This window comes from Auritidibacter ignavus (assembly GCF_029853775.1).
Taxonomy (GTDB): Bacteria; Actinomycetota; Actinomycetes; order Actinomycetales; family Micrococcaceae; genus Auritidibacter; species Auritidibacter ignavus.
In genome coordinates this window covers 1662541-1683360 of sequence record NZ_CP122564.1, presented here as the reverse complement: position 1 = coordinate 1683360, position 20820 = coordinate 1662541, and the positions used below count along the sequence as shown (strand labels likewise).

General features: G+C 58.9%; 18 protein-coding genes and 2 pseudogenes. 13 read left to right on the top strand and 7 right to left on the bottom strand.

Annotated elements, in window-relative coordinates; translation table 11 throughout:
* Positions 1-5 precede the first annotated feature (5 nt).
* The 3 genes and pseudogenes from QDX22_RS07680 to QDX22_RS07670 form a co-directional block, all read left to right on the top strand.
* Positions 6-260 (top strand): annotated as a pseudogene (locus QDX22_RS07680) (DDE-type integrase/transposase/recombinase); the annotation flags it as partial.
* A gap of 50 nt (positions 261-310) precedes the next feature.
* Positions 311-1669, top strand: a complete 1359-nt coding sequence (locus QDX22_RS07675) for an IS256 family transposase (RefSeq protein ID WP_425248464.1) — start codon at positions 311-313, stop codon at positions 1667-1669.
* Positions 1670-2115: 446 nt separating this feature from the next.
* Positions 2116-2580, top strand: coding sequence for a hypothetical protein (locus QDX22_RS07670; RefSeq protein WP_110100103.1), 465 nt, complete (start codon positions 2116-2118; stop codon positions 2578-2580).
* Positions 2581-2749: 169 nt separating this feature from the next.
* On the opposite strand, the gene QDX22_RS07665 is transcribed toward QDX22_RS07670, so the two are convergent.
* The 3 genes and pseudogenes from QDX22_RS07665 to QDX22_RS07660 form a co-directional block, all read right to left on the bottom strand.
* Positions 2750-3718: a zinc-ribbon domain-containing protein gene (locus QDX22_RS07665; protein ID WP_279672626.1), complete on the bottom strand. Its 969-nt coding sequence runs from the start codon at positions 3716-3718 to the stop codon at positions 2750-2752.
* Between the two features lie 60 nt (positions 3719-3778).
* A pseudogene (locus QDX22_RS12105) lies at positions 3779-4198 on the bottom strand (zinc-ribbon domain-containing protein); the annotation flags it as partial.
* 99 nt (positions 4199-4297) lie between these two features.
* Positions 4298-4861, bottom strand: coding sequence for a hypothetical protein (locus tag QDX22_RS07660; protein ID WP_279672625.1), 564 nt, complete (start codon positions 4859-4861; stop codon positions 4298-4300).
* 117 nt (positions 4862-4978) lie between these two features.
* On the opposite strand from QDX22_RS07660, the gene QDX22_RS07655 reads away from it, so the two are divergent.
* The gene (locus tag QDX22_RS07655) at positions 4979-5878 is read left to right on the top strand and encodes an IS982 family transposase (protein WP_279672624.1); all 900 of its coding nucleotides are present in this window, start codon (positions 4979-4981) and stop codon (positions 5876-5878) included.
* 20 nt (positions 5879-5898) lie between these two features.
* On the opposite strand, the gene gabT is transcribed toward QDX22_RS07655, so the two are convergent.
* Positions 5899-7200 (bottom strand): 4-aminobutyrate--2-oxoglutarate transaminase, encoded by a 1302-nt coding sequence (gene gabT / locus QDX22_RS07650; RefSeq protein WP_110110545.1) that lies wholly within the window; start codon positions 7198-7200, stop codon positions 5899-5901.
* 104 nt (positions 7201-7304) lie between these two features.
* Between gabT and QDX22_RS07645 the strand changes: the two genes are divergently transcribed.
* The 5 genes from QDX22_RS07645 (at position 7305) to QDX22_RS07625 (ending at position 12962) form a co-directional block, all read left to right on the top strand.
* Entirely contained in the window at positions 7305-8195 is an 891-nt protein-coding gene (locus tag QDX22_RS07645) for a LysR family transcriptional regulator (protein ID WP_158278403.1), read from the top strand.
* 6 nt (positions 8196-8201) lie between these two features.
* Positions 8202-9698, top strand: coding sequence for a lysine--tRNA ligase (gene lysS, locus QDX22_RS07640; RefSeq protein WP_110101574.1), 1497 nt, complete (start codon positions 8202-8204; stop codon positions 9696-9698).
* 2 nt (positions 9699-9700) lie between these two features.
* Positions 9701-9892 carry a hypothetical protein gene (locus QDX22_RS07635; protein WP_110110544.1) on the top strand — a complete coding sequence of 64 codons (192 nt, stop codon included), beginning with the start codon at positions 9701-9703 and terminating at the stop codon, positions 9890-9892.
* A 158-nt stretch (positions 9893-10050) separates the two neighbouring features.
* Positions 10051-10353, top strand: coding sequence for a histone-like nucleoid-structuring protein Lsr2 (locus QDX22_RS07630; RefSeq protein WP_110110543.1), 303 nt, complete (start codon positions 10051-10053; stop codon positions 10351-10353).
* An 83-nt stretch (positions 10354-10436) separates the two neighbouring features.
* A complete protein-coding gene (locus QDX22_RS07625; protein ID WP_279717706.1) occupies positions 10437-12962 on the top strand; it encodes an ATP-dependent Clp protease ATP-binding subunit in 2526 nt (841 codons plus the stop codon).
* 33 nt (positions 12963-12995) lie between these two features.
* Here QDX22_RS07625 and QDX22_RS07620 read toward each other — a convergent pair whose 3' ends face one another.
* Positions 12996-14756, bottom strand: coding sequence for an HNH endonuclease signature motif containing protein (locus tag QDX22_RS07620; RefSeq protein WP_279717705.1), 1761 nt, complete (start codon positions 14754-14756; stop codon positions 12996-12998).
* 205 nt (positions 14757-14961) lie between these two features.
* Here QDX22_RS07620 and QDX22_RS07615 point away from each other — a divergent pair, with 205 nt between their 5' ends.
* Positions 14962-15453 carry an SRPBCC family protein gene (locus tag QDX22_RS07615; RefSeq protein ID WP_110099959.1) on the top strand — a complete coding sequence of 164 codons (492 nt, stop codon included), beginning with the start codon at positions 14962-14964 and terminating at the stop codon, positions 15451-15453.
* Positions 15454-15520: 67 nt separating this feature from the next.
* Here the strand turns inward: QDX22_RS07615 and QDX22_RS07610 are convergent, their stop codons facing one another.
* Positions 15521-16705, bottom strand: coding sequence for a glycosyltransferase family 4 protein (locus tag QDX22_RS07610; RefSeq protein ID WP_279717704.1), 1185 nt, complete (start codon positions 16703-16705; stop codon positions 15521-15523).
* A 229-nt stretch (positions 16706-16934) separates the two neighbouring features.
* On the opposite strand from QDX22_RS07610, the gene QDX22_RS07605 reads away from it, so the two are divergent.
* From QDX22_RS07605 to QDX22_RS07595, 3 genes are all read left to right on the top strand, one after another.
* The gene (locus QDX22_RS07605; RefSeq protein ID WP_110110540.1) at positions 16935-18260 is read left to right on the top strand and encodes a UDP-glucose dehydrogenase family protein; all 1326 of its coding nucleotides are present in this window, start codon (positions 16935-16937) and stop codon (positions 18258-18260) included.
* Positions 18257-19207: a UTP--glucose-1-phosphate uridylyltransferase gene (locus QDX22_RS07600; RefSeq protein WP_110101570.1), complete on the top strand. Its 951-nt coding sequence runs from the start codon at positions 18257-18259 to the stop codon at positions 19205-19207. Before QDX22_RS07605 ends, QDX22_RS07600 begins: the two co-directional genes overlap by 4 nt.
* Positions 19208-19305: 98 nt before the next feature.
* Positions 19306-19443: a hypothetical protein gene (locus QDX22_RS07595; RefSeq protein WP_158278402.1), complete on the top strand. Its 138-nt coding sequence runs from the start codon at positions 19306-19308 to the stop codon at positions 19441-19443.
* Positions 19444-19506: 63 nt separating this feature from the next.
* Here the strand turns inward: QDX22_RS07595 and QDX22_RS07590 are convergent, their stop codons facing one another.
* Complete coding sequence (locus tag QDX22_RS07590; protein ID WP_117328628.1) at positions 19507-20814, bottom strand: ISL3 family transposase; 1308 nt, start codon at positions 20812-20814, stop codon at positions 19507-19509.
* Positions 20815-20820 lie beyond the last annotated feature (6 nt).

Here is a 20820-nt window from a genome sequence, read left to right as displayed (position 1 = left end):
ATATCACCTGGGACATCACGAAGTTGGCGGGCCCAGTCAAGGGCATCTACTACGACGCCTATGTGATGCTGGATATCTTCTCTCGGATGATTGTTGGCTGTGTCGTTCATGCCCGCGAATCTGCTGGTCTGGGGGAGGAATTTATGCAAACCGTGTTTGGCGTCTATGGGATTCCCAAGGTGGTGCACGCGGATCGGGGTTCGTCGATGACCTCAAAACCCGTGGCCGCGCTGTTATCGGATCTGCAGGTGGTCAAATCGGAGGGTGTCAGATTGTTTGTGTACAGAGTCATCGATGAGAGGACATGATGATGACCATGACAGATGATCGTGTTGATCAGCCTGGTGGGGCTGATGTTGTTGCGCAGTTGAAGGCCAGTGGTGCCTTGGACGAGCTTTTCGCTCGGATCGACGCCGGTGAGATCGAGCTGACCGGCAACGGTGGAGTGATTCCTGAACTGATCAAGGAAGCACTCGAACGGGGCCTGCAGGCTGAGATGACCTCGCATCTGGGTTACGGGCCTGGTGACCGGGAGGCTAAAGCCGTCACGGACCGGCCGGTCAATGCCCGTAATGGCTCGTATTCCAAGACGGTCGCCAGCGAGGTCGGCGATATCGAGCTGACGGTGCCTAGGGATCGTGACGGGTCGTTCACCCCGCGTCTGGTGCCTAAGGGCTCGCGCCGGCTGGGCGGGCTGGATGAGATGATCATCAGCTTGTATGCCGGTGGAATGACGATCCGCGATATCCAGCATCACCTGGCTGTCACGATCGGCACGGAGCTGTCTCACGAGACGATCGCCAATATCACCGACGCCGTGCTGGAAGCCGTTGTGGAATGGCAGAACCGGCCGTTAGAAGAGTTCTACCCCGTGATCTACCTCGATGCGATTCGGGTGAAGGTCCGCGATGGTGGGCATGTGCGGTCAAAAGCGGCACACATCGCTGTCGGCGTCGATATGGACGGCATCAAGCACGTCCTGGGCATCTGGGTCCAGGACACCGAAGGCGCCGCGTTTTGGGCCCATGTCTGTGCCGAGCTTGCCAACCGCGGGATCCGCGATGTGCTCATCGTCTGCTGTGACGGGCTGACCGGCTTGCCAGAGGCTATCGAAGCGACCTGGCCGGACTCGCTTGTCCAGACGTGCGTGGTGCACCTGATCCGGGCAGCGAACCGGTTCGTCACCTACGGCGATCGCAAGGCGGTTTCACAGGCTTTGAAGGCCATCTACACCGCAAGCAACGAGGATACTGCCAAGGCTGCCCTGGAGGATTTCGCAGCTTCTGAACTCGGTCAGAAATACCCGTCAGCGGTCGCGACCTGGACAAACGCCTGGGAGCGTTTCGTGCCGTTTTTGGCGTTCCCGCCAGCGCTGCGGCGGGTGATCTATACGACGAATGCGATCGAGTCATTGAACTATCAGCTGCGCAAAGTCACGAAGAACCGCACTCAGTTCCCCACCGACGACGCGGTGGTGAAACTCTTGTGGCTAGCGATCTGCACGATCGAGGACAAACACGCACGCCAACGAGCCAAGGAACGCGGCAAACCCGCCAGCCAGCGCAAAGCCGCCGGCAGACTCGTCGAAGGACAAGTCACCACGAACTGGAAACAGGCACTAGCCCAACTCGCGGCAGCCTACCCCGACCGAATGAACCCATACCTGTAAACCCAACCCCCGTACACAACAGAATTGACAACCTCGTGGCGAATCTTTATGGATCGCCACTGCCGCCCCTCACGAGAAAGGCATATCAAGTTGAAAATGGAACTTACTCACGATACTCCGAATACCGGATCCGACACGAGATCCAAAACACTCTTCTAGATTCTCCTGATCGGCCTTCTCATAGCCGGTCTTGGCATGACATCCGCCCCCACAGCTTTAGCGCAATCTCAGACCAATACAGCACCTACTGCCACGGAGCAGCACTCGGATGATGCGCAAACCGACGAACTAGTAGCCGAACCCTAGATCGCGTGGGGTGCAGTCATTCGAATCTTTACTTCGAAACCAGCCTGTGAAGCAGCACGGGTGGCGTATAACGCCATGTTCCCTGATTTCCACACCTTGGAATGCCAACGAAGCGGTAGCGCTTGGTACTTGGTGCGCGCATGACTACCAACATCGGAGCCGACACCAGTTCTGTTAGAATCAAGGAATGGCAGACTCAGGCGCGCCAGTTTATCAACACCCAGAAGTACATCGAAGTGCTTCCTGCGGCGCCGGAAGAGAACCCATGGGCACCAGCATCACTGAATCGAATGGAGGTTGCGTTTCTCGAAAGTTGGGGCAATCGTCCCAATGATCTGAGCAGCGAGATGCGCACTTACTATGAATGGTTTCTGGGTGAAGGTCTCGTCCGACTGTTTGGTGGCACCTGGGTATATCTGCCCGGGCATCTCATCAACGCGAAAGAGACAGAGGGTGGTTACGGCGTCCAATACGATGGCGCTGAGCACATCGACGTGGTAACCAGCTTGCTTCCTATGGCACTTGACGTGTCGCAGGGATCATGGTGGAGCGCGACCTTCCGCATCACCGCACAGCAACTCGAACGGGACTACCCGGACCCGTAGCATCTCCCGGTTCTGCAAAAAACGTGCCCCGCCGCCCGCCAGCAACTCGTGGACTTCTAATGCTAGGAGTCCACGAGTTACTGAGTGGTCGGTCCAGTAGCGCAGGACCAGCTATGCAGCCAAGGCGAATCGACCCTTCGCCCACTTCTCCACGATCTGTGCCATGTCATCAGCATGCGTGTCGTCGTAGCTCCAGGGTTGGTTGAACTGCAGCAAGTTGGGATGCTCCAACTCCAGGTGCGGAAGCTTCTCCTCCCGGATCCGGACGACAAGGTATCCCGCATCCAGCAACGCCTGGGTTTTTATCGGCGTCTCGCTCGAATGATCCCTTCTTGCTGTGCCAGTACTCGCCGTCATACTCGACCACAATTCGGGTGTCTGAGTTTCCTAGCTGGCCGAGGAAGTCGACCTCCATGTACGTTTTCTTACGCCAGAATAACCGCAGCTTTCGTTTGGCGTTGGGCAAGCCAAGCGGGCCGCTAGTGAGACGCTCGCGGAGATCAGCTTCGATGTTGGACGCGCGCCGGGAGGAACACTCTGGGCAGCCCTGCCCATAGTAGACGCCTGTTCGCTGGGCAGGTGTTGCCTTCCAGATGTGCTCCTTGTTGTCAGGGCATTCCCACCAGCGCTTCTTCTGGCTAGAACCGCGTGTCACGTCCGTCGGTTTGTCGTCACCGTTCAAGGTCGGATGCCACTGGGCTGCGATCACTGGGTCAGTGGTCTCCAGGTCATTAAAGCCAATCAAGATTCGCTTATTTGAGCAGTAAGGGCACCCAGTTCCCTTGCCGTTGGACCTGTTGCCAATTGTGCAATCGTAGGAATGCCCTTTACTGCACTTCCACCAAGCCTTTTTGTGGCTGTGCGGTGAGACGGTTGTCGGATGTAGCCCGATCTTGTTGTTCTTTTCGTAGTCCCACTCTGGAAGCAGGTCAGGTCGCTTTGTTTCCAGGTCGTTGAACCCTTTGAGGAGTTTCTGATTCGAGCAGTAGTAACAGCCTCCACCTCGGCTCCTGCGATAGACATGCATTTTGAAATCATGCCCCAGATCGCATGTCCACCAGAACTCTGTCTTGCTGCCCATAGTTACGGTGTCGGGAGTACGGCCGCCGTTCTTCTTGGTATTCCACTGCTTGGCCAAATCAGGGCGCAGGGTCTCCAGGTCATTAAACCCAGGCCACGCCTTGCTGCCCGTACAATATGGGCACTTAGTGCCATTCCGAGTTCGATTCGAAGGGGTGGCTTTCCAGGTATGGCCGTGCTCTAGACAACGCCACCAATAGTTTTTCGTAGTCCCAGGGATGACATCACAGGCTCTTGTGTCACCATTCCATGTCGGGTGCCATTCTTTAGCAATCTCAGGGAACCTCAGCTCAAGGTCGTTGAATCCTGGCAACGCTTTTCGGCCAGCGCAATACGGGCACCCCGCGCCCTTGACCCGTGAAATCACATAGGCAGCCCACGCGTGTCCGTGCTCTGTGCACTTCCACCACGCTTTTAGTGCGGCACCTATATAGCATTCGCTAGCTGGAAAGCCATTTCTCTCCTCGTCCCACTCTGCGGCGACATCGGGGCATTGTCCCTCCAGATTGGGGTGCGTCCCCTTTTTGCCTCTTGGCACTGGTTTGCATTCCTCTCTATCCTGTAGAACTACACAGTGCCGGCGGCATGAGAAAACCCCCGACGCAGTATTGCTGCTTCGGGGGTTTAGTTTGGGGAGTTAAATCTCCTGGTCGATGTCAAGGTCGTATACCGTCATGCCGGCATTATCCATCCAGTCACCATCACCACCCGGGGTGATCAGGAAAACCCACTTTTCCGGGTCTTCCTTCGGCGGAACGGGATTGAAGTAACCGTCGGTGACGCAAACTACGGCGTCGTAGTCGTGGTTGAGTTCGTCCTCGAGGTATCGTTCCACGTCAACGATAGACGTGCCTCCGCCTCCACGGAAGGTATCGCCTGGCTGGAACGGGTACCACTCACTGTCGAAGGCCACCCAGACAATTTCCAAGTCCTCCTCTTCTCCCACCAAGTCAGCGATGTAGTTCAGCACAGAGGTCTGCATGGAACCAGAGGTATCCACAGCAATCACAACCTTCTGTGTCTCTTCGTCTCCTACGCGTCCAAGACGAATATCCCACCAGATCGCAGTGCGAAGCTCGAGACGCTCTCCTGGGACAAGCCGCGTGTGCAGCGCCTCCTGGAGGTACTGCTTCCAGAACTCCACCTTCCGCGTCTCCGTGGCCTTACCACGAAGCTGGTTGGCACCGATGTCACCCCACATAGATGAGTAATTCCTAATTGCCGTTGCGGTGCGGTGGGATGTTCATGCTCGGATAGTTCGTCGTGCTTGAGGCGGTGGGGCCTGTTAAAGCGGGTTGGAGGGTGTTAAGCATATGTTGTGAACAAACAACTCAACACCCTCCTGATAACACTGTACGTTTTTATGACCGATAAAGTCATCCCGGCCTATGATCCACCGGTTCGGCGTGGCCGCAAACACCAGCTCACGGATGCCGAGCTGTTGTGTTTGGCAGTGGCCCAGCACCTGACTCGAGGAGAGTCCTCGGAAGCCAAATGGGTCCGCTACGCCCGAGAACATCTGCGCGATATGTTTCCGTATATCCCCTTGCAATCTGGATATAACAAACGGATCCGGGCCGCTTTTGGGCTCATCCAGACCACCCTGGTGGCCTTGGCCAAAGACACCGACACCTGGCACGAGGTGCTGCGTCTGTTGGATGCCACCCCGATCCCGTGTGGCCGGTCCAAACAAACCGTGCAACGCTCAGGATTAGCCGGCCATGCCGGTTACGGATTTAGTGCGGCACATAACGAATACTTCTGGGGCATGCGCCTGGTATTGATCAGCACCCCCGACGGGATGCCGGTCATCTGGGGGCTGGGCAATCCCAAACTGGGCGAACGCGCCATCACTCAAACCCTGCTGGATGGCAGCCGCCACTTACTGACCGAGGGCCAAGTGATCCTGGGCGATAAAGGCTTCTCCGGCAAGGCCTTTGAAACCTTCATCACCGACGACTTGCACGCCAGGCTGCTGTGGCCAGACCGCAAAGACGAAACCCCACGATTCGGTAATCTTGGTGGCATCCGCCAATGGATCGAATCCATCTTCGACACGCTCAAAGGCCAACTGGGCTTAGAACACCACGGTGCCCGCACCATCCAGGGACTCTTAGCCAAAATCGGGGCCAAACTGCTGGCCATGGCCGCCGGCATCTGGCACAACTGGAAAATCGGAGCACCCAACAAACGATCCCTGATCGCTTATGACCACTAAAATCAATAGGAATTAATCATCTAGGCGTTCTTCAGCGCATCGGCCACCACACCGAGGCCCTCGCGCAATAGGTCCTCGTCGATCACCAGCGGGGGCAAGAACCGGATGATATTACCGTAGGTCCCGCAGGTCAGGGTCACCACACCCTGCTTGCCGGCCTCGGCGGCCACCTTCTTCGCCAGGGGTGCATCCGGCTGCTTGGTCTCCGGGTGCACCAGCTCAAGAGCCATCATCGCCCCGCGACCACGGATCTCACCGATCCGCGGATCATCGAAGAACGCGGTGATGATCTCCTCGACCCGTTGTGCCTTGGCGGCCAGCTGTTCCTCGTCGTACACCTCGATCGCGGCCAGCGCTGCTGCCACCGCCGGTGGGTTCCCACCGTACGTGCCACCCAGACCGCCGGCGTGGACCGAATCCATGATCTCCGCCCGACCGGTCACCGCCGACAGCGGCATGCCCCCGGCAATACCCTTGGCCATGGTGATCAGGTCCGGCTCAATCCCTTCGATCTCGGAGGCAAACATCGCCCCGGTGCGAGCAAAACCGGTCTGCACCTCATCGGCAATAAACACAATGCCGTGGTCCCGACACCACTGCACGATCCGAGGCAAAAAGCCCTCGGCCGGCACAATGAATCCGCCCTCACCCTGGACCGGTTCCATTATCACCGCGGCCAGATTCTTCGCGCCCACTTGGGTCTCCAGACGTGCGATAGCCTGCTCGGCCGCCTGGGCGCCATCGAGTCCATCCCGATACGGATAAGACCCGGGCACACGGTAGACCTCCGGGGCGAACGGGCCGAACGAATCCTTATAGGGCATATTCTTCGCCGTCAGCGCCATGGTCAGCGTGGTGCGACCGTGATAGGCATGATCAAACGCCGCCACCGCCTGACGGCCGGTGTGCGCCCGGGCAATCTTGACCGCGTTCTCCACCGCCTCAGCACCGGAATTGAGCAACACCGTCCGAGTCTGTCCCGCAATCGGCACCAGCTGGTCCAGTTTCTCCGCCAGCTGCACATACCCCTCATACGGAGTCACCATAAAACAGGTGTGGGTGAAGTGGGCGACCTGATCTTGCACGGCGCGAACCACTTTCGGATGCGCAGCACCCACCGAGGTCACCGCAATACCGGCACCCAAGTCGATCAAGCGGTTGCCGTCAACGTCTTCAATGATTCCGCCAAAGGCTTGCGCAGCGAACGTCGGGGTCGATGAGGCCACAGCAGGTGAGACGTACTGAGCCTGACGGGCAGCTAATTCTTTCGCCTTCGGACCGGGCAACTCGGTCACCAGACGACGGGACTGTTCAATAGACATAACACTTCCTTTCCGTGATGTGGTACTAGTTTTGTGTCTATTGTCACCCCGGGTAGCTATGCATGTCTAATAGATCGGAAACATATCAATTATGCTTAACGTGCATGACTGGTCTTGATCTGTCCCATGTCCACGCCTTTGTCGCCGTGGCCGATGCCGGCTCGGTCTCCGAGGCCGCCGACCAGCTGTCGATCACCCAACCGGCTCTGACGCGCCGGTTGCAGAAATTACAACGCGACCATGAGATTCAGCTGTTGGAACGCCGTGGCCCAGGCTTGGCACTCACCTCAGCGGGTCGGGCTTTCCTGCCCACCGCCCGTCACCTGTTAAGAGAACACGATCAGGCCGGACATCATCTGGCCTATCTGCGTGACGGCACTCTTCGCGAGTTGTCCGTGGTCGCCCCGGGCACCACACTGATCGACATCATCATTCCGTTTGTGGCCACCCTCGGCCCGGATCGCCCGCGCACCTCGGTCACCGAAGCCGCCCTGGATTTACGCATCCGTGAGGCGGTGGAAACCCACGACGTGGTGATCTTCCCGGCCGAACCCGATGACACTGTCACCAGTACCGAGTTGCTGAACCTGCCGGTCTGGGCCCATGTGGCAAGCACCCATCGGTGGGCCTCGCGCACCGAGATTGAGCTGGCCGAACTGACCGAAGAATCCCTGTCGGTCCCCACCCGGAATTTCGCCGCTCGCCGGAAACTCGACGCCGCCTTGGAACTGGAGAACCTCGTGCTCCACCAGGTACAAGAGACCAACTCGGGACAGGTCGCCCAAGCCCTGGTCGCCACCGGCGGTGGTGTCGCGGTCGTCACCGATGACCCAGCCTTCGGGCTGAAACCGTTGCGGATCATCCACCGGGGCCAACCGTTGTCGATGGAATTGTGTGCCATGGTGAAACCCGATCATTATGCCCGCCGAGAGATCGCAGAATTCGTTCACCAATTAGCCGTATTCTGCACACAGAAATACCCTTCGCTAGACTGAACACCTGTGAGCACCCCTTCAGATACCCGTGACCAGCGCCAGGTGCGTCGCAATAAGCGCGCAGAACTTCTGCAGGCCGGGGTTCCGGCCTATCCGCACCAGGTGCCTCGCACGCATACCCTGGAATACATTCGCGACCACTACAGCGACTTGGAAGCCGGTGCCGAAACCGGCCAGATCGTCTCGGTCGCCGGTCGCGTCGTCTTCCAGCGCAACTCCGGCAAGCTGTGCTTTGCGGCGTTGCAGGAAGGCGGATCCGACGGATCCGGTGTGCGCCTGCAAGTGATGCTCTCCCAGGCTCGGGTCGGTGCAGAAGCGCTCGCCGACTATAAGCACCTGGTCGATCTGGGCGATCACCTCGCGGTAACCGGTGAGATCATCTCCTCTCGCCGCGGGGAACTGTCGATCATGGTTGACACCTGGCAGATGGCCTCGAAGGCACTGAACCCTCTGCCGGTACTCTTCGCCGACCTGAACGAAGAGACCCGAGTCCGCCAGCGTTACGCGGATCTGATCGTGCGCCCCGAAGCCCGCGAAATGGTGCACAAACGGGCGGCGATTACCCGCGCGGTGCGCCGCACGCTTGAAGATGCCGACTACACCGAGATCGAAACGCCCATCTTGCAACTGGTCCACGGTGGCGCCCAAGCTCGCCCCTTCGAAACCCATCTGAACGCTTTTGATCAAAACATGACCCTGCGCATCGCCACCGAGCTCTACCTCAAGCGTGCTGTGGTCGGTGGTATCGATCGGGTTTTTGAGATCGGAAAGGTCTTCCGCAACGAAGGTGTCGACTCGACCCACTCCCCGGAATTCACCACCGTCGAGGCCTATGAGGCCTACTCCGATATGTACGGGATGGCCGAACGGATTAAGACCATTATCCTGCGTGCCGTGGACGCCGTCGGTCTGGGCCACCACATCGAGACCCCACGTGGTACTGCCGATCTGTCAGGCGACTGGAACTGGATCGAGGTCTACCCCGGCCTGTCTGAGGCCGTCGGTCAGCAGATCACCCCCGATACCGATGTGGCGACCTTGCGTGAGATCGCCGAAAAACACCAGGTCTCCATCGATGAGAAGTGGGACGCGGAGAAGCTGGTGATTGAACTCTTCGGTGAGATCGTCGAACCCACACTGATCAATCCCACCTTCGTCTATCACTACCCGCCCTCGGCCCAACCACTGGCCTCCCCCCACCCGGAAGAGCCCCGCGTTATCGAAGCATGGGACCTGATTATCGGCGGGACCGAGATCGGCACGGCCTTTTCGGAGCTGATCGACCCGGTGATTCAGCGCGAACGCTTGACCGCCCAATCCTTGGCAGCTGCAGCCGGTGATGAAGAAGCCATGCAACTGGACGAGGATTTCCTGCGCGCCTTGGAATATGGTGCGCCCCCCATGGGTGGCTTGGGTATGGGCATTGATCGATTGGTCATGTTACTGACCGGTGCGGGAATTCGAGAGACAATTTTGTTCCCTCTGCTGAAACCTGAGGCCTAAAAATGGAAACTTTCTGGGAGTATTTCTCAGTTCTGGCCCCGTCGATCGGGGTGGGGCTGATTTTTTGGCTCATCATGCATTCATTATTTCGTGGCGACGCCAAGGAACGCTCTGCCAAAGCGCGCGCTGAAGAAGAAGAGGCCCAGGAGTGGGCACGTGGTAAGGCTGAGAAATCCGATACCGGGCAGAACTGAGCCAGTCTTCGTCACGCCTGTCCTGGGAACGATATTCCATGTGAATCCGGTGAAATATTAGACATAAATTACTTTTCAAGGTTTATCCAGAGCAATAACTGCTCTAGACTTATTCTCAACAGCTGTCAAACACCATTTACGGCGAATTGAGGATACAAATGGCACGCAAAACCGAAGTTGTTTTGATCGATGATTTAGATGGTTCACCGGCCGATGAGACCTTAATCTTCGGATTTGACGGTCGCCATTATCAAATTGATCTGTCGAAAGAGAATGCCGACGCTTTCCGAAAATTGCTGAAGCCCTATATCCGCAAAGCGGAATCGATTGCGCCGCCGGCTCCTAGAAATGAAGCAGCAAAAATTCGGGAATGGGCCAGAAAGAACGGTTATAACGTCTCCCGTCGTGGTCGCCTGCATCGGGATATTGAAGAAGCCTACCGGAACGCGCATAAACGTTAGGTTCCCCCACACGCGAACAGCCATCAACGAACTGGTTATTGGACAGTAGGATCGAGAGCAATAGTCAGCAAGGAGATGTGCACATGTTTGAGAGATTCACCGACCGCGCCCGGCGTGTGGTTGTGCTCGCACAAGAAGAAGCGCGGATGCTCAACCACAGCTACATCGGCACCGAGCATATTTTGCTGGGTCTGATCCATGAGGGCGACGGCGTCGCCGCCAAGGCCCTGGAATCGATGAGCATTTCCCTGGGCGCAGTGCGCGAACAAGTTCAAGAAATCATCGGCCAGGGGCAGCAAGCCCCTCCGGGACATATTCCCTTTACTCCCCGTGCCAAGAAAGTCCTGGAACTGTCTTTGCGTGAGGCCTTGCAGCTGGGGCATAACTACATCGGCACCGAGCACATTCTGCTGGGTCTGATCCGCGAGGGTGAAGGCGTGGCAGCCCAGGTACTGGTCAAGCTCGGTGCAGATCTGAACCGCGTACGCCAAACGGTGATCCAGTTGCTGTCCGGTTACCAGGAAGGTGGCCAAGGAAAAGAAGCCCAAGGCGTTGGTGTTGCCGGCCCCGGTGGCGGATCCGACGGATCCCCGTCCGGCTCGGTGGTGCTGGACCAGTTTGGTCGGAACCTGACCGCTGCTGCTCGCGAATCTCAGTTGGATCCGGTCATCGGTCGTGCCCACGAGATGGAGCGCGTCATGCAGGTCCTTTCACGGCGCACCAAGAATAACCCGGTCCTGATCGGTGAGCCCGGCGTTGGTAAGACCGCCGTGGTTGAGGGACTGGCCCAAGCCATTGTGCGTGGCGATGTACCTGAGAGTCTGACCGACAAGCAGCTCTACACCCTGGACTTGGGCTCACTGGTTGCCGGCTCCCGCTACCGTGGTGATTTCGAAGAGCGGCTGAAGAAGGTCCTGAAAGAAATTCGCACTCGCGGTGACATCATCCTGTTTATCGATGAGATCCACACGCTGGTCGGCGCCGGTGCCGCTGAAGGTGCCATTGACGCAGCTTCCATCTTGAAGCCCATGTTGGCTCGTGGTGAGTTGCAGACGATCGGTGCGACCACCTTGGATGAGTACCGCAAGCACATTGAAAAAGACGCTGCTCTGGAACGTCGTTTCCAGCCGATCCAGGTGGACGAGCCATCGGTCGCAGATTCCGTAGAGATCCTGCGTGGTCTGCGCGACCGCTACGAGGCACACCACAAGGTCTCCATCACCGAAGATGCGTTGCAAGCAGCTGCTACTTTGGCCGATCGCTATATTTCCGATCGCTTCCTGCCGGATAAGGCGATCGATCTGATCGATGAAGCCGGTGCCCGGTTGCGCATTCAACGGATGTCGACTCCTGACGAGATTAGAGAATTCGACGCCAAGATTGCAGAAGTCCGCAAGGAGAAAGAAGCCGCCATTGACGGCCAGGACTTCGAAGGTGCTGCCAGCCTGCGCGATAAAGAACAGAAATTGCAACAGGAGCGCAATGAGCGCGAGGATCAGTGGCGCAAGGAAGCAACCGACGGTATTGCCGAAGTCGATGAAGATCTGATCGCCGAGGTTCTGGCGAAATCCACCGGTATCCCGGTCTTCAAGCTCACCGAGTCCGAAACCGACCGGTTGCGCAATATGGAAGCCGAATTGCACAAGCGCGTCATTGGCCAAGACGAAGCGGTCAAGTCGCTATCTCGGGCGATCCGTCGCACCCGTGCCGGCCTGAAGGACCCCAACCGTCCGTCCGGTTCGTTTATCTTCGCCGGACCTACCGGGGTGGGTAAGACCGAGCTGGCCAAGGCCCTGGCCGAATTCCTTTTCGGTGACCAGGACTCGCTGGTTACTCTGGATATGTCGGAGTTCCAAGAAAAGCACACCGTGTCTCGCTTGTTCGGCGCCCCTCCGGGATATGTCGGTTACGAAGAAGGTGGCCAACTCACCGAAAAGGTTCGTCGCAAGCCGTTCTCCGTGGTGCTGTTTGACGAGGTGGAAAAGGCCCACGCCGACCTATTCAACTCGTTGTTGCAGATTCTGGAAGATGGTCGTCTGACCGACTCCCAGGGCCGGGTCGTGGACTTCAAGAACACCGTGATTATCATGACCACCAACTTGGGTACTCGCGATATCTCCAAGGGTGTGATGACCGGTTTCCAATCCGCCTCCGATACCACTACCGGTTACGAACGGATGAAGGGCAAAGTCCAGGAAGAACTGCGTCAGCAATTCCGTCCCGAGTTCCTCAACCGCGTTGACGACGTCATCGTCTTCCCACAGCTGTCCAAGGACGAGATCGTGCAGATCGTGGACCTGTTTGTAGACCGGCTCCAGGCCCGTTTGCTCGAGCAGAACCTTTCGGTCGAGCTCGATCAAGCAGCCAAGAACCTGTTGGCCGATCGTGGCTACGATCCCGCGATGGGTGCTCGTCCATTGCGTCGTACCGTGCAACAGTTGGTGGAAGATCAACTCTCCGAAAAGATCTTGTTCGGTGATATTCCGGCCGGATCCAAGATCATGATCTCTACCACCGGCGAAGGAGATGACGCAGAATTGACCTTCACCCCGGTGGAGGGAGATTCGGAGTTGGACGCCGCTCCCGAGCGGGAAGCTCTCGAAGCCTAAGCACTAAGGCCGTCACCGCACTCGGTGGCGGCCTTAGTGCTTCCGGTAGGCATTGCGTCGAGGGGATGGATCGGGATCCAGCCACGGCGCTGGAACAAACCACACTCCGTGCTCGTCGATGCGGTCGATCGTCCACTTCTTGGTATGTACATCCACGTGGTGGGCGCTACACAGTAGCACCGCATTATTGATGTCTGTCTGCCCGCCGTTCTCCCACTCGACAATATGGTGAATCTGGCACCAGGCCGCAGGCATAGTGCACCCCGGGGCGGCGCAACCTTGGTCTCGGGCGATGAGAGCGCGATGCTGTGCCCCAGAGAATTCTCGTTTCTCGCGTCCTAAGTCCAACACTTCATTTTCTGCTCCCAGAACATGCGGGATGATTCCGGCATCACACACAGCCGCCCTGAGTCTTTGTGGGTGGACGGTGCCGATGAATTGTCCTTCGGAGCGGAATTTGTGGCCCTTCGGGGTGGTTGGAGTTCCTCGGTGGGTGGTGTAGAAGGCGTCTAAAGAAGATCGTCGCTGGTCGTCATCGAGCTGATATCGATGCGCCAGTTGGTGAGAGAACGTCTCGTAGTCCATCGTGATGTGGACCTTGGTGGCTTGGCCTCGCGTGTGGGGAAGTCCGGTCTTGTTTTTGCCCAGCGCAATTCCCGCCAGCAAGACGCCGAAGAGAGTATCAAAGCTACGCTGAGCCCGCGCTCGAGTATCGAAAAGAGCCTGTTCGGAATAGAGCCGCTCACGGTGTTGCTCGTCAATGCTGACGATGGTCGAAGGGTCCAACTCCGGGAAGTTTGCCTTGAGCGCTGTCAGAATAGGGTTCTCAGGTGCCTCAGTACCGGTGGTACCGACCTTAGTTTTCATCACCGCGAAGTTATTCGCCGCATGGTCGATGGTGGCCAGCAGCTCGGCATAGTGCCCGTAAGCAGTGCCACCGAAATCGACACCGCCATCATGACGAGGTTTAACCCAGAACTGATCGGTGCCTCGTTGGGGCTCCAGCACTTCTTCCGGTGCCGGTCCATCTTGGTCGAGAAAGAAGCACAGCTTGGGTTTCCAATCCTTACAGGTTTTGGCGAAGTCATTGACCGACATCTGACTCGCCTGATCAGTCATAATCGGAATCGCTTCTTCGAGAACCTTCTCCACCAGCGTGGTTGGAGTTGACGTTTGGGCGCCGTAGCGACGAATCTCTTTGATCAGGCGAATGAGTCGATCCATGCTAGCGGTGGGGAGTTTTCCGGAGCGAAAAGCGTCACCAAGGGCGGGGAACTCCACTTTTGGAGCCGGGCCCCCGGAAATAGGTGGGGCTGGTGGGCTCAGATACTTGGAACGCTCGATATGTTGCTGAGCATCGGCGGACCCAACCCCGGTGCGATCGGTGAGGTATTTTTTCTCATTCTTAAACCCGCGAGCAGTGCGGGGAATCCCTAAAACAGCCTGTTGTTCCTCCGCCGTGGCCGTCGCGCGGGTGGTGAATCCAGTCAAGAGCGCATGAACATGATCCAGGCTTCTGGCGACCTGCTGTGTGGTGTGGTGCAAGGTCGGCAAGGAATCATGCATATTGGCCGGTGGAATGAGCGTGGTCGGTGTTTTCTCAGCAGCCAGATGGGAATTCCATTCCGCATAGCCATGATCTTCGCGCCATCTGGCCAACTGGTCATAGGCGTCAGGAGCTTGGAAATCTGTTGCCAATTCAGTCATGACGAGTTTGACCAGCTCAGCCTTCTGTCCAAAGGTGGCAGCGCGCAACTGATCGAGATCGACGAAGCTCAGATCCGGTGTCGGCATGGCCACCTCCTCGGTTCGTTCGACGATGGATCTGCGGGTGTCATCCGCAGCGCTGATCGATTGCTTTCTAGACTATCGAAACTGTGTTCTATTACGTGGTGCAGATGCCAACTGTGGATGAGAAGATGACATCGAGCTGGTGATCCGCTGTGAATCCACAGTCCACGTCTCGACATTGACCGATGAGCTCGTTAACGTGAGAGATATGACGACAAATCAAACCGCACATGGTGAAACTCAAATCCAGGTCAGCCGTATTATTGATGCACCGAATAAGGAAATTTTCCAGGTGCTGACTCTGCCGGATAATCACGCTCGTATTGATGGCACCAGCACCGTCGTCTCCGAAGATAAGACCGACCGAATTCAGCAGGTCGGCGATGTGTTCCGCATGAACATGACTGGCGATCACATGGGTGGTGACTATAAAACTGATAACCACGTGGTGGCCTACGACGAAAACCAGCTACTAGGCTGGAAGACCGCTCCGGCAGGAACCGAGCCTCCAGGTTGGCAGTGGATCTACGAGCTCGAGCCACTCGACTCAGATCAGACCCGCGTGACGCTAACCTACGACTGGTCGCAGGTCACCGACCAGGACCTGCTGGCCAAGAACTTGTTCCCGCTGTTCACTGAGGAACAGCTCGAGGGCTCGCTGAATAATCTGGCCGCGATCGTCGGGCCAGAATCCGAGTAAAGAAACTCCTTGATACACGACGGCGCCCGGTGCCTGCTGGCCTGGGTGCCGTGCTGTGTGTTGCGGGCTAGAACTCCGAGGTGATCGAGTGGCCTTTGGTGGCGGAGTCTGAGCCCCGATATGATCGGTGTTCAATGGCCTGGTGGTAGTAGCCCATGAGCTGTTCGGCCAACACCGGCCAGGACCGCTTGCGGACGGAATCCTGGGCGGCATGGCCGAAGTAGGCGCGCTTCGTGTCGTCGAACAGCAGATCGTAGGCGTAATCGCGCAGCTGGTTCAGATCGCCCGGGGTGTACAGCCACCCGGTGTGGCCCGGTGTGATCAGATCGACCGGTCCGCCAGCGCGGGGAGCGATGGCTGGTAGTCCCGAGGCCATGGCTTCCTGGATGGTCTGGCAGAAGGTCTCCAGCTCGCCGGGGTGAATGAATAGATCGGCGGTGGCCAGCAGTTCACCCAGTTCCTTTCCGGATTTGAAACCCGGGAAGTAGGCGTTGGGCATCAGCTTCCGCAACGTGGACTTTTCCGGACCATCGCCGACGACAACCAGCTTCACTTTTGGCATATCGTGGATGATCTTCAGGTCCTCGACCTGCTTCTCCGGGGCCAGACGGCCGATGTAGATCACAATGCGCTGGTCCGGATCGTCCCCGGTGAGCTTGGCTCGCAACTTCGGCTTGGCTAGATCGGGGGAGAAATTGGAGAAATCCACACCGCGACGCCAAAGGTTCAAGCGCTGGAAGCCGTGGTCGTCGAGCTGCTTCAGCGTGGCAGTGGAGGGGGCCAGGGTCAGATCAGCGCGGTTGTGCAGATCGCGCAACACCTGCCAGGCGGTATGTTCCAGCAGGGCCAACCCGTACTTGGCCGTGTAGCCGGGCACGTCGGTCTGGTAGACGGCCACGGTGGGGATATCGAGCTTGTGGGCGGCGATGCCGGCGGTGCGTCCCAGCACGGCGGGGGAGGCCAGGTGGATGACATCTGGGTCGAAGTCCAGGATCCGGCGCTTGAGTTGAGCGACGTTGGTGGTGGCAATGCGTACGCTGGTGTATCCGGCCAGCGGGATCGAGGAGACGTGGCGAATCCGGATCTTTCGGCCGTTGGAGGCCTTCCAAAACTTCTGCGCCCCGCGTTGTTTGGGGGCGATGATCGACAGATCATGGCCGGTGGCCGCGTAGTGATCGGCGACCCTGAGAATTGAATTGGTGACCCCGTTCATCAGGGGCAGAAAGGACTCGGCAACGAACTGAATTCTCATACCTCCCAGGATGACGGGCGCGAACGACCGCGTAGTCACGATGAGGTAGCCCAAGGCTGACGGGTATGTAAATACTCGATGAACCCGGCCGGTCGTTAACCCGATGGACACCTGACAGTTGCTTTGAGATCAACCGGGACTTGATCGTTGGTGACCGGCAGGGGCTTTAATCGTGTGGCACGGCGTGACCGCGCCGGCTGATGAATCGTGAAGAGAGGTCGTCAAACCCGTGAAAATTTCGGTGATTGGCTGTGGCTACCTGGGGGCGGTGCACGCTGCGTGCATGGCCGAGCTGGGCCACGAGGTCGTCGGTATTGATGTGGACGAGCGCCGTATTAATGGCTTTGTCAGTGGGAAGCTTCCGTTCTACGAGCCCGGGCTGAGTGAGCTGATCGCCCGCCAGCTAGGCGACCGTCTGAGCTTTTCGACCGATCCCGCTGAGATCAAGCAGACCGAGGTGCACTTTATTTGCGTGGGCACCCCGCAACTCAGTGCGGGACGGGGCGCGGATTTAAGCTACGTCAATCAGGCGGTGGACACTGTGCTGGAACAAGCCCAGCCCGGTAGCTTGATCGCCGGTAAGTCCACGGTGCCGGTCGGGACCGCCGAGTCGCTGGCCGAGCGGGTAGTGCCGGCTGGATTCGGTCTGGTGTGGAACCCGGAGTTTTTGCGGGAAGGATTCGCCATCCAGGACACGTTGCACCCGGATCGGCTGGTGTACGGGACGATGACGCCCGGAGCCGCAGACACCCTGGATCAGGTGTATGCACAGCTTTTGGAAGACGGCGTGCCGCGGATGATCACCGACGCTACCACCGCGCAACTGGTGAAAGTCGCCGCCAACTCGTTTTTGGCCACCAAAATCTCCTTTATTAACGCCATGGCCGAGATTTGCGACGCCACCGGGGCCAATGTGACCACCCTGGCCGAAGCGCTGGGCCACGATGACCGGATCGGTCGGAAGTTCTTGCGCGCCGGGATCGGGTTTGGTGGAGGCTGTTTGCCCAAGGATCTTCGGGCCTTCCAGGATCGGGCCGAACAGCTCGGATTGGAGGACGCGCTGGGCACCCTGTCGGAAGTGGATGCGGTCAATCAGCGCGCTCGCACCCGGGCGGTGGAGAAACTGGCCGGGGTGCTCAAGCTCAACGGCGCTCGCATCGCGGTGCTGGGTGGGGCCTTCAAGCCCGATAGCGATGATGTGCGGGATTCGCCCGCCGTGGCGGTGGCCCAGCAGCTGATCGATGCCGGGGCGCGGGTGAGTATGTATGACCCCCGGGCCGGGGAGAATTTACGCGTTGCACTACCACAGGCTCGAGTCCTCGATGATCTGGCCTCGTGCCTGGTGGAGGCCGACGCGGTGGCGGTGCTGACCGAATGGAAAGAATTCACCGAGGTGGATCCACGCACGATCGCACGGTCGATGACCGGCCGGATCGTGCTGGACGGCCGCAATGCGCTGGATATGGACGCGTGGACGGCTGCAGGATTCCACTACCTGGGGATGGGCCGCAGCGCTCAGACCCGCGAAAAGACAGCGAAGGAGGTTACCTCGTGACCAAGCCCGTGATTACCGCGGTGATTCCCGCGGCAGGATTGGGAACGCGATTCCTACCGGCCACGAAGGCCTTGCCCAAAGAGATGTTGCCGGTGGTGGATCGTCCCGCGATCCAGCACGTGGTCGAAGAGGCCGTGGATGCTGAACTGACCGACGTGTTGTTTGTGGTGGGTCGCAATAAGGACCCCCTGGTCAATCACTTCGATCGCGTGGCGGAACTCGAGGACACGCTGGAGCGCAAGGGGAAAACCGAGATGCTCGCACAGGTGCAGGCCATTACCGATCTGGCCACCTTCCACTATGTGCGACAGCGTGAACCGGCCGGGCTCGGGGATGCGGTCGCTCAGGCCGCTCACCACGTGCGCGGTGCGTCCTTTGCAGTGTTGCTCGGCGATGACCTGATCGATCAGGGCGGGGCGCTGTTGACCGAAATGTTGCAGGTCCACGAGCAGACCGGCGCCTCGGTGGTGGCGGTCCAGCCGGTTCCGGCCGAGCAGGTCAGCTCCTACGGTGTGATTGCTCCGGCCACGGAGGCTGATCCGTTGCTCACCCGTTATGGGCGGGAAGCACTGTGGGTGGACACCATGGTCGAAAAACCCGCCCCGGAGCAGGCGCCGTCTCAGTTGGCGGTGATTGGTCGGTATGTGCTCTCGCCGAAGGTCTTCGAGGTGCTCAAAGAGACCGGCACCGGTACCGGTGGCGAGATTCAGCTGACCGATGCGCTGGTGACCATGGCCGAGAATCCCGCCGCATACGGAGGAGTGGTCGCCGTGGTGCACCACGGTCGGCGCTATGACACCGGTAATAAGGTGGAATATGCCAAGGCGAACGTGGAATTATCGCTGAAACACCCCCAGTTGGGGCCCGAGTTGCGCGAGTGGTTGGTGGACTACGTGCACCACTTGCAGACACCGGAGGCAGACAGCAACGGTTCAGGAAACTCATAGGACGTTGTGGCGCGAGCCAAGGTGTCAGCGGTAGACAGTGCCGGCAACGGCATGTTTAGCATGGCACTATCCTTGATAACCAATCTTGAGGAGTGATCATGGGACTTGGAGATAAATTGAACGACCTGAAGAACCAACACGGCGATAAGATCAACGACGCTGTCGACAAGGCTCAGGACAAGTTCTTGGGTGACGACAACAACAACGACGACAAGAAGGACGCCAAGAAGAAATAAGTGATCGCGCGTTTCGGAAGCCGGCGAGAGATCTTCTCGCCGGCTTCTGGCTTTAATGGCTCTTCACAATCGAGGGTGTAGACGGGGCTTGAATCCTCCGCTCTCGAGCAAGGACCTGGCGATGTAGTTGGTGAGATTCCGGAAGCCCAGGGCGGATCCGCGCAGGTGTTCGAGTCGTCCGTTGATGGCCTCGGTGGGTCCGTTGGAGGTTCCGGGGCGGTCGAAGTAGGCCAGGATGTCTGCCGCCCTTTTCTTCAGCGTCCTACCCAGACCGGCCAGCTCGATGAGCTTGGTCGGCACTGCCCGGCCCAGCTTGGCGATCAGCTGCTCCATCATCGCCCTGCCCTCGGCCCTGTCTGTCTGGCGGTAGGCGGCGACCATGTGCTGGTAGAACGCCCACGTGGCCTCGACCTCCACATGCTCGTCAGCCTCGAAGAGGTCCTGGATCCTGGAATACTGCTTCTCGGTGAGCAGGTCGGCCCCGGTCAGCAGGGTCCGGCGGGCCTTGTAGAGCGGATCCTGTTTGCGGCCCCGGTGGCCGTTCACCTGTTGCTGGACTCGCCGGCGGCATCGCTCGAGCGCGTCTCCGGCCAGGCGGACCACATGGAAGGGGTCCATGACCGTGGTGGCTTCGGGGATCTCCTCAGTGGCTGCGGTCTTGAAGCCGGTGAACCCGTCCATCGCCACCACCTCCACGCCATCCCGCCAGGAAGCCGGACGCTCGGCCAGCCAGGTCTTGAAGGCCTGTTTGGAGCGGCCCTCGACCATGTCCAGCAACCTCGCCGGACCGGTGCCGACGCGCAGTGGTGTGAGGTCGATGATCACGGTGACGTACTTGTCGCCACGCCGGGTATGGCGCCAGACGTGTTCATCCACGCCGATCGCGGTGACCCCGTCAAACCGGGCCGGGTCGTCGATGAGCAGACGCTTGCCCTCGGCCAGCACGGCGTCGTTGGCGGTGTTCCACCGCACCCCCAACGCCTCGGCGACCCGGGCGATGGTCAGGTGCTGCACGACCAGAGCTTCCAGGGCCCAGCGCAGGGCACGGCGGGAGAGCTTGGCCTTCGGCTCTGCCGCGGCGGTGGTGTCCTGGCGCCAGACGTGGGCGCAGTCGGCGCACCGGTAGCGCCGAACCGTGACGTGCAGAGTCGTGGGCCTCCAGCCCAGCGGCTCGTGCGCCAGCCGGCGGATCACCGTGCCCCGCGCGGTGCCCTGAGAACCACAGCGGTGACACCACTCATCTGGCTCCACCACCCGACAGGCCAGTACCGCCCGCCCGGGCTCCACCCGTTGCCCGGTAGCTTGAAGGCCGAGCTCGTCCAGCCGGCAAAACTTGGTCAGGTCACAGTCGTCGAAGGTAGCGTTAGGCACGTCGAG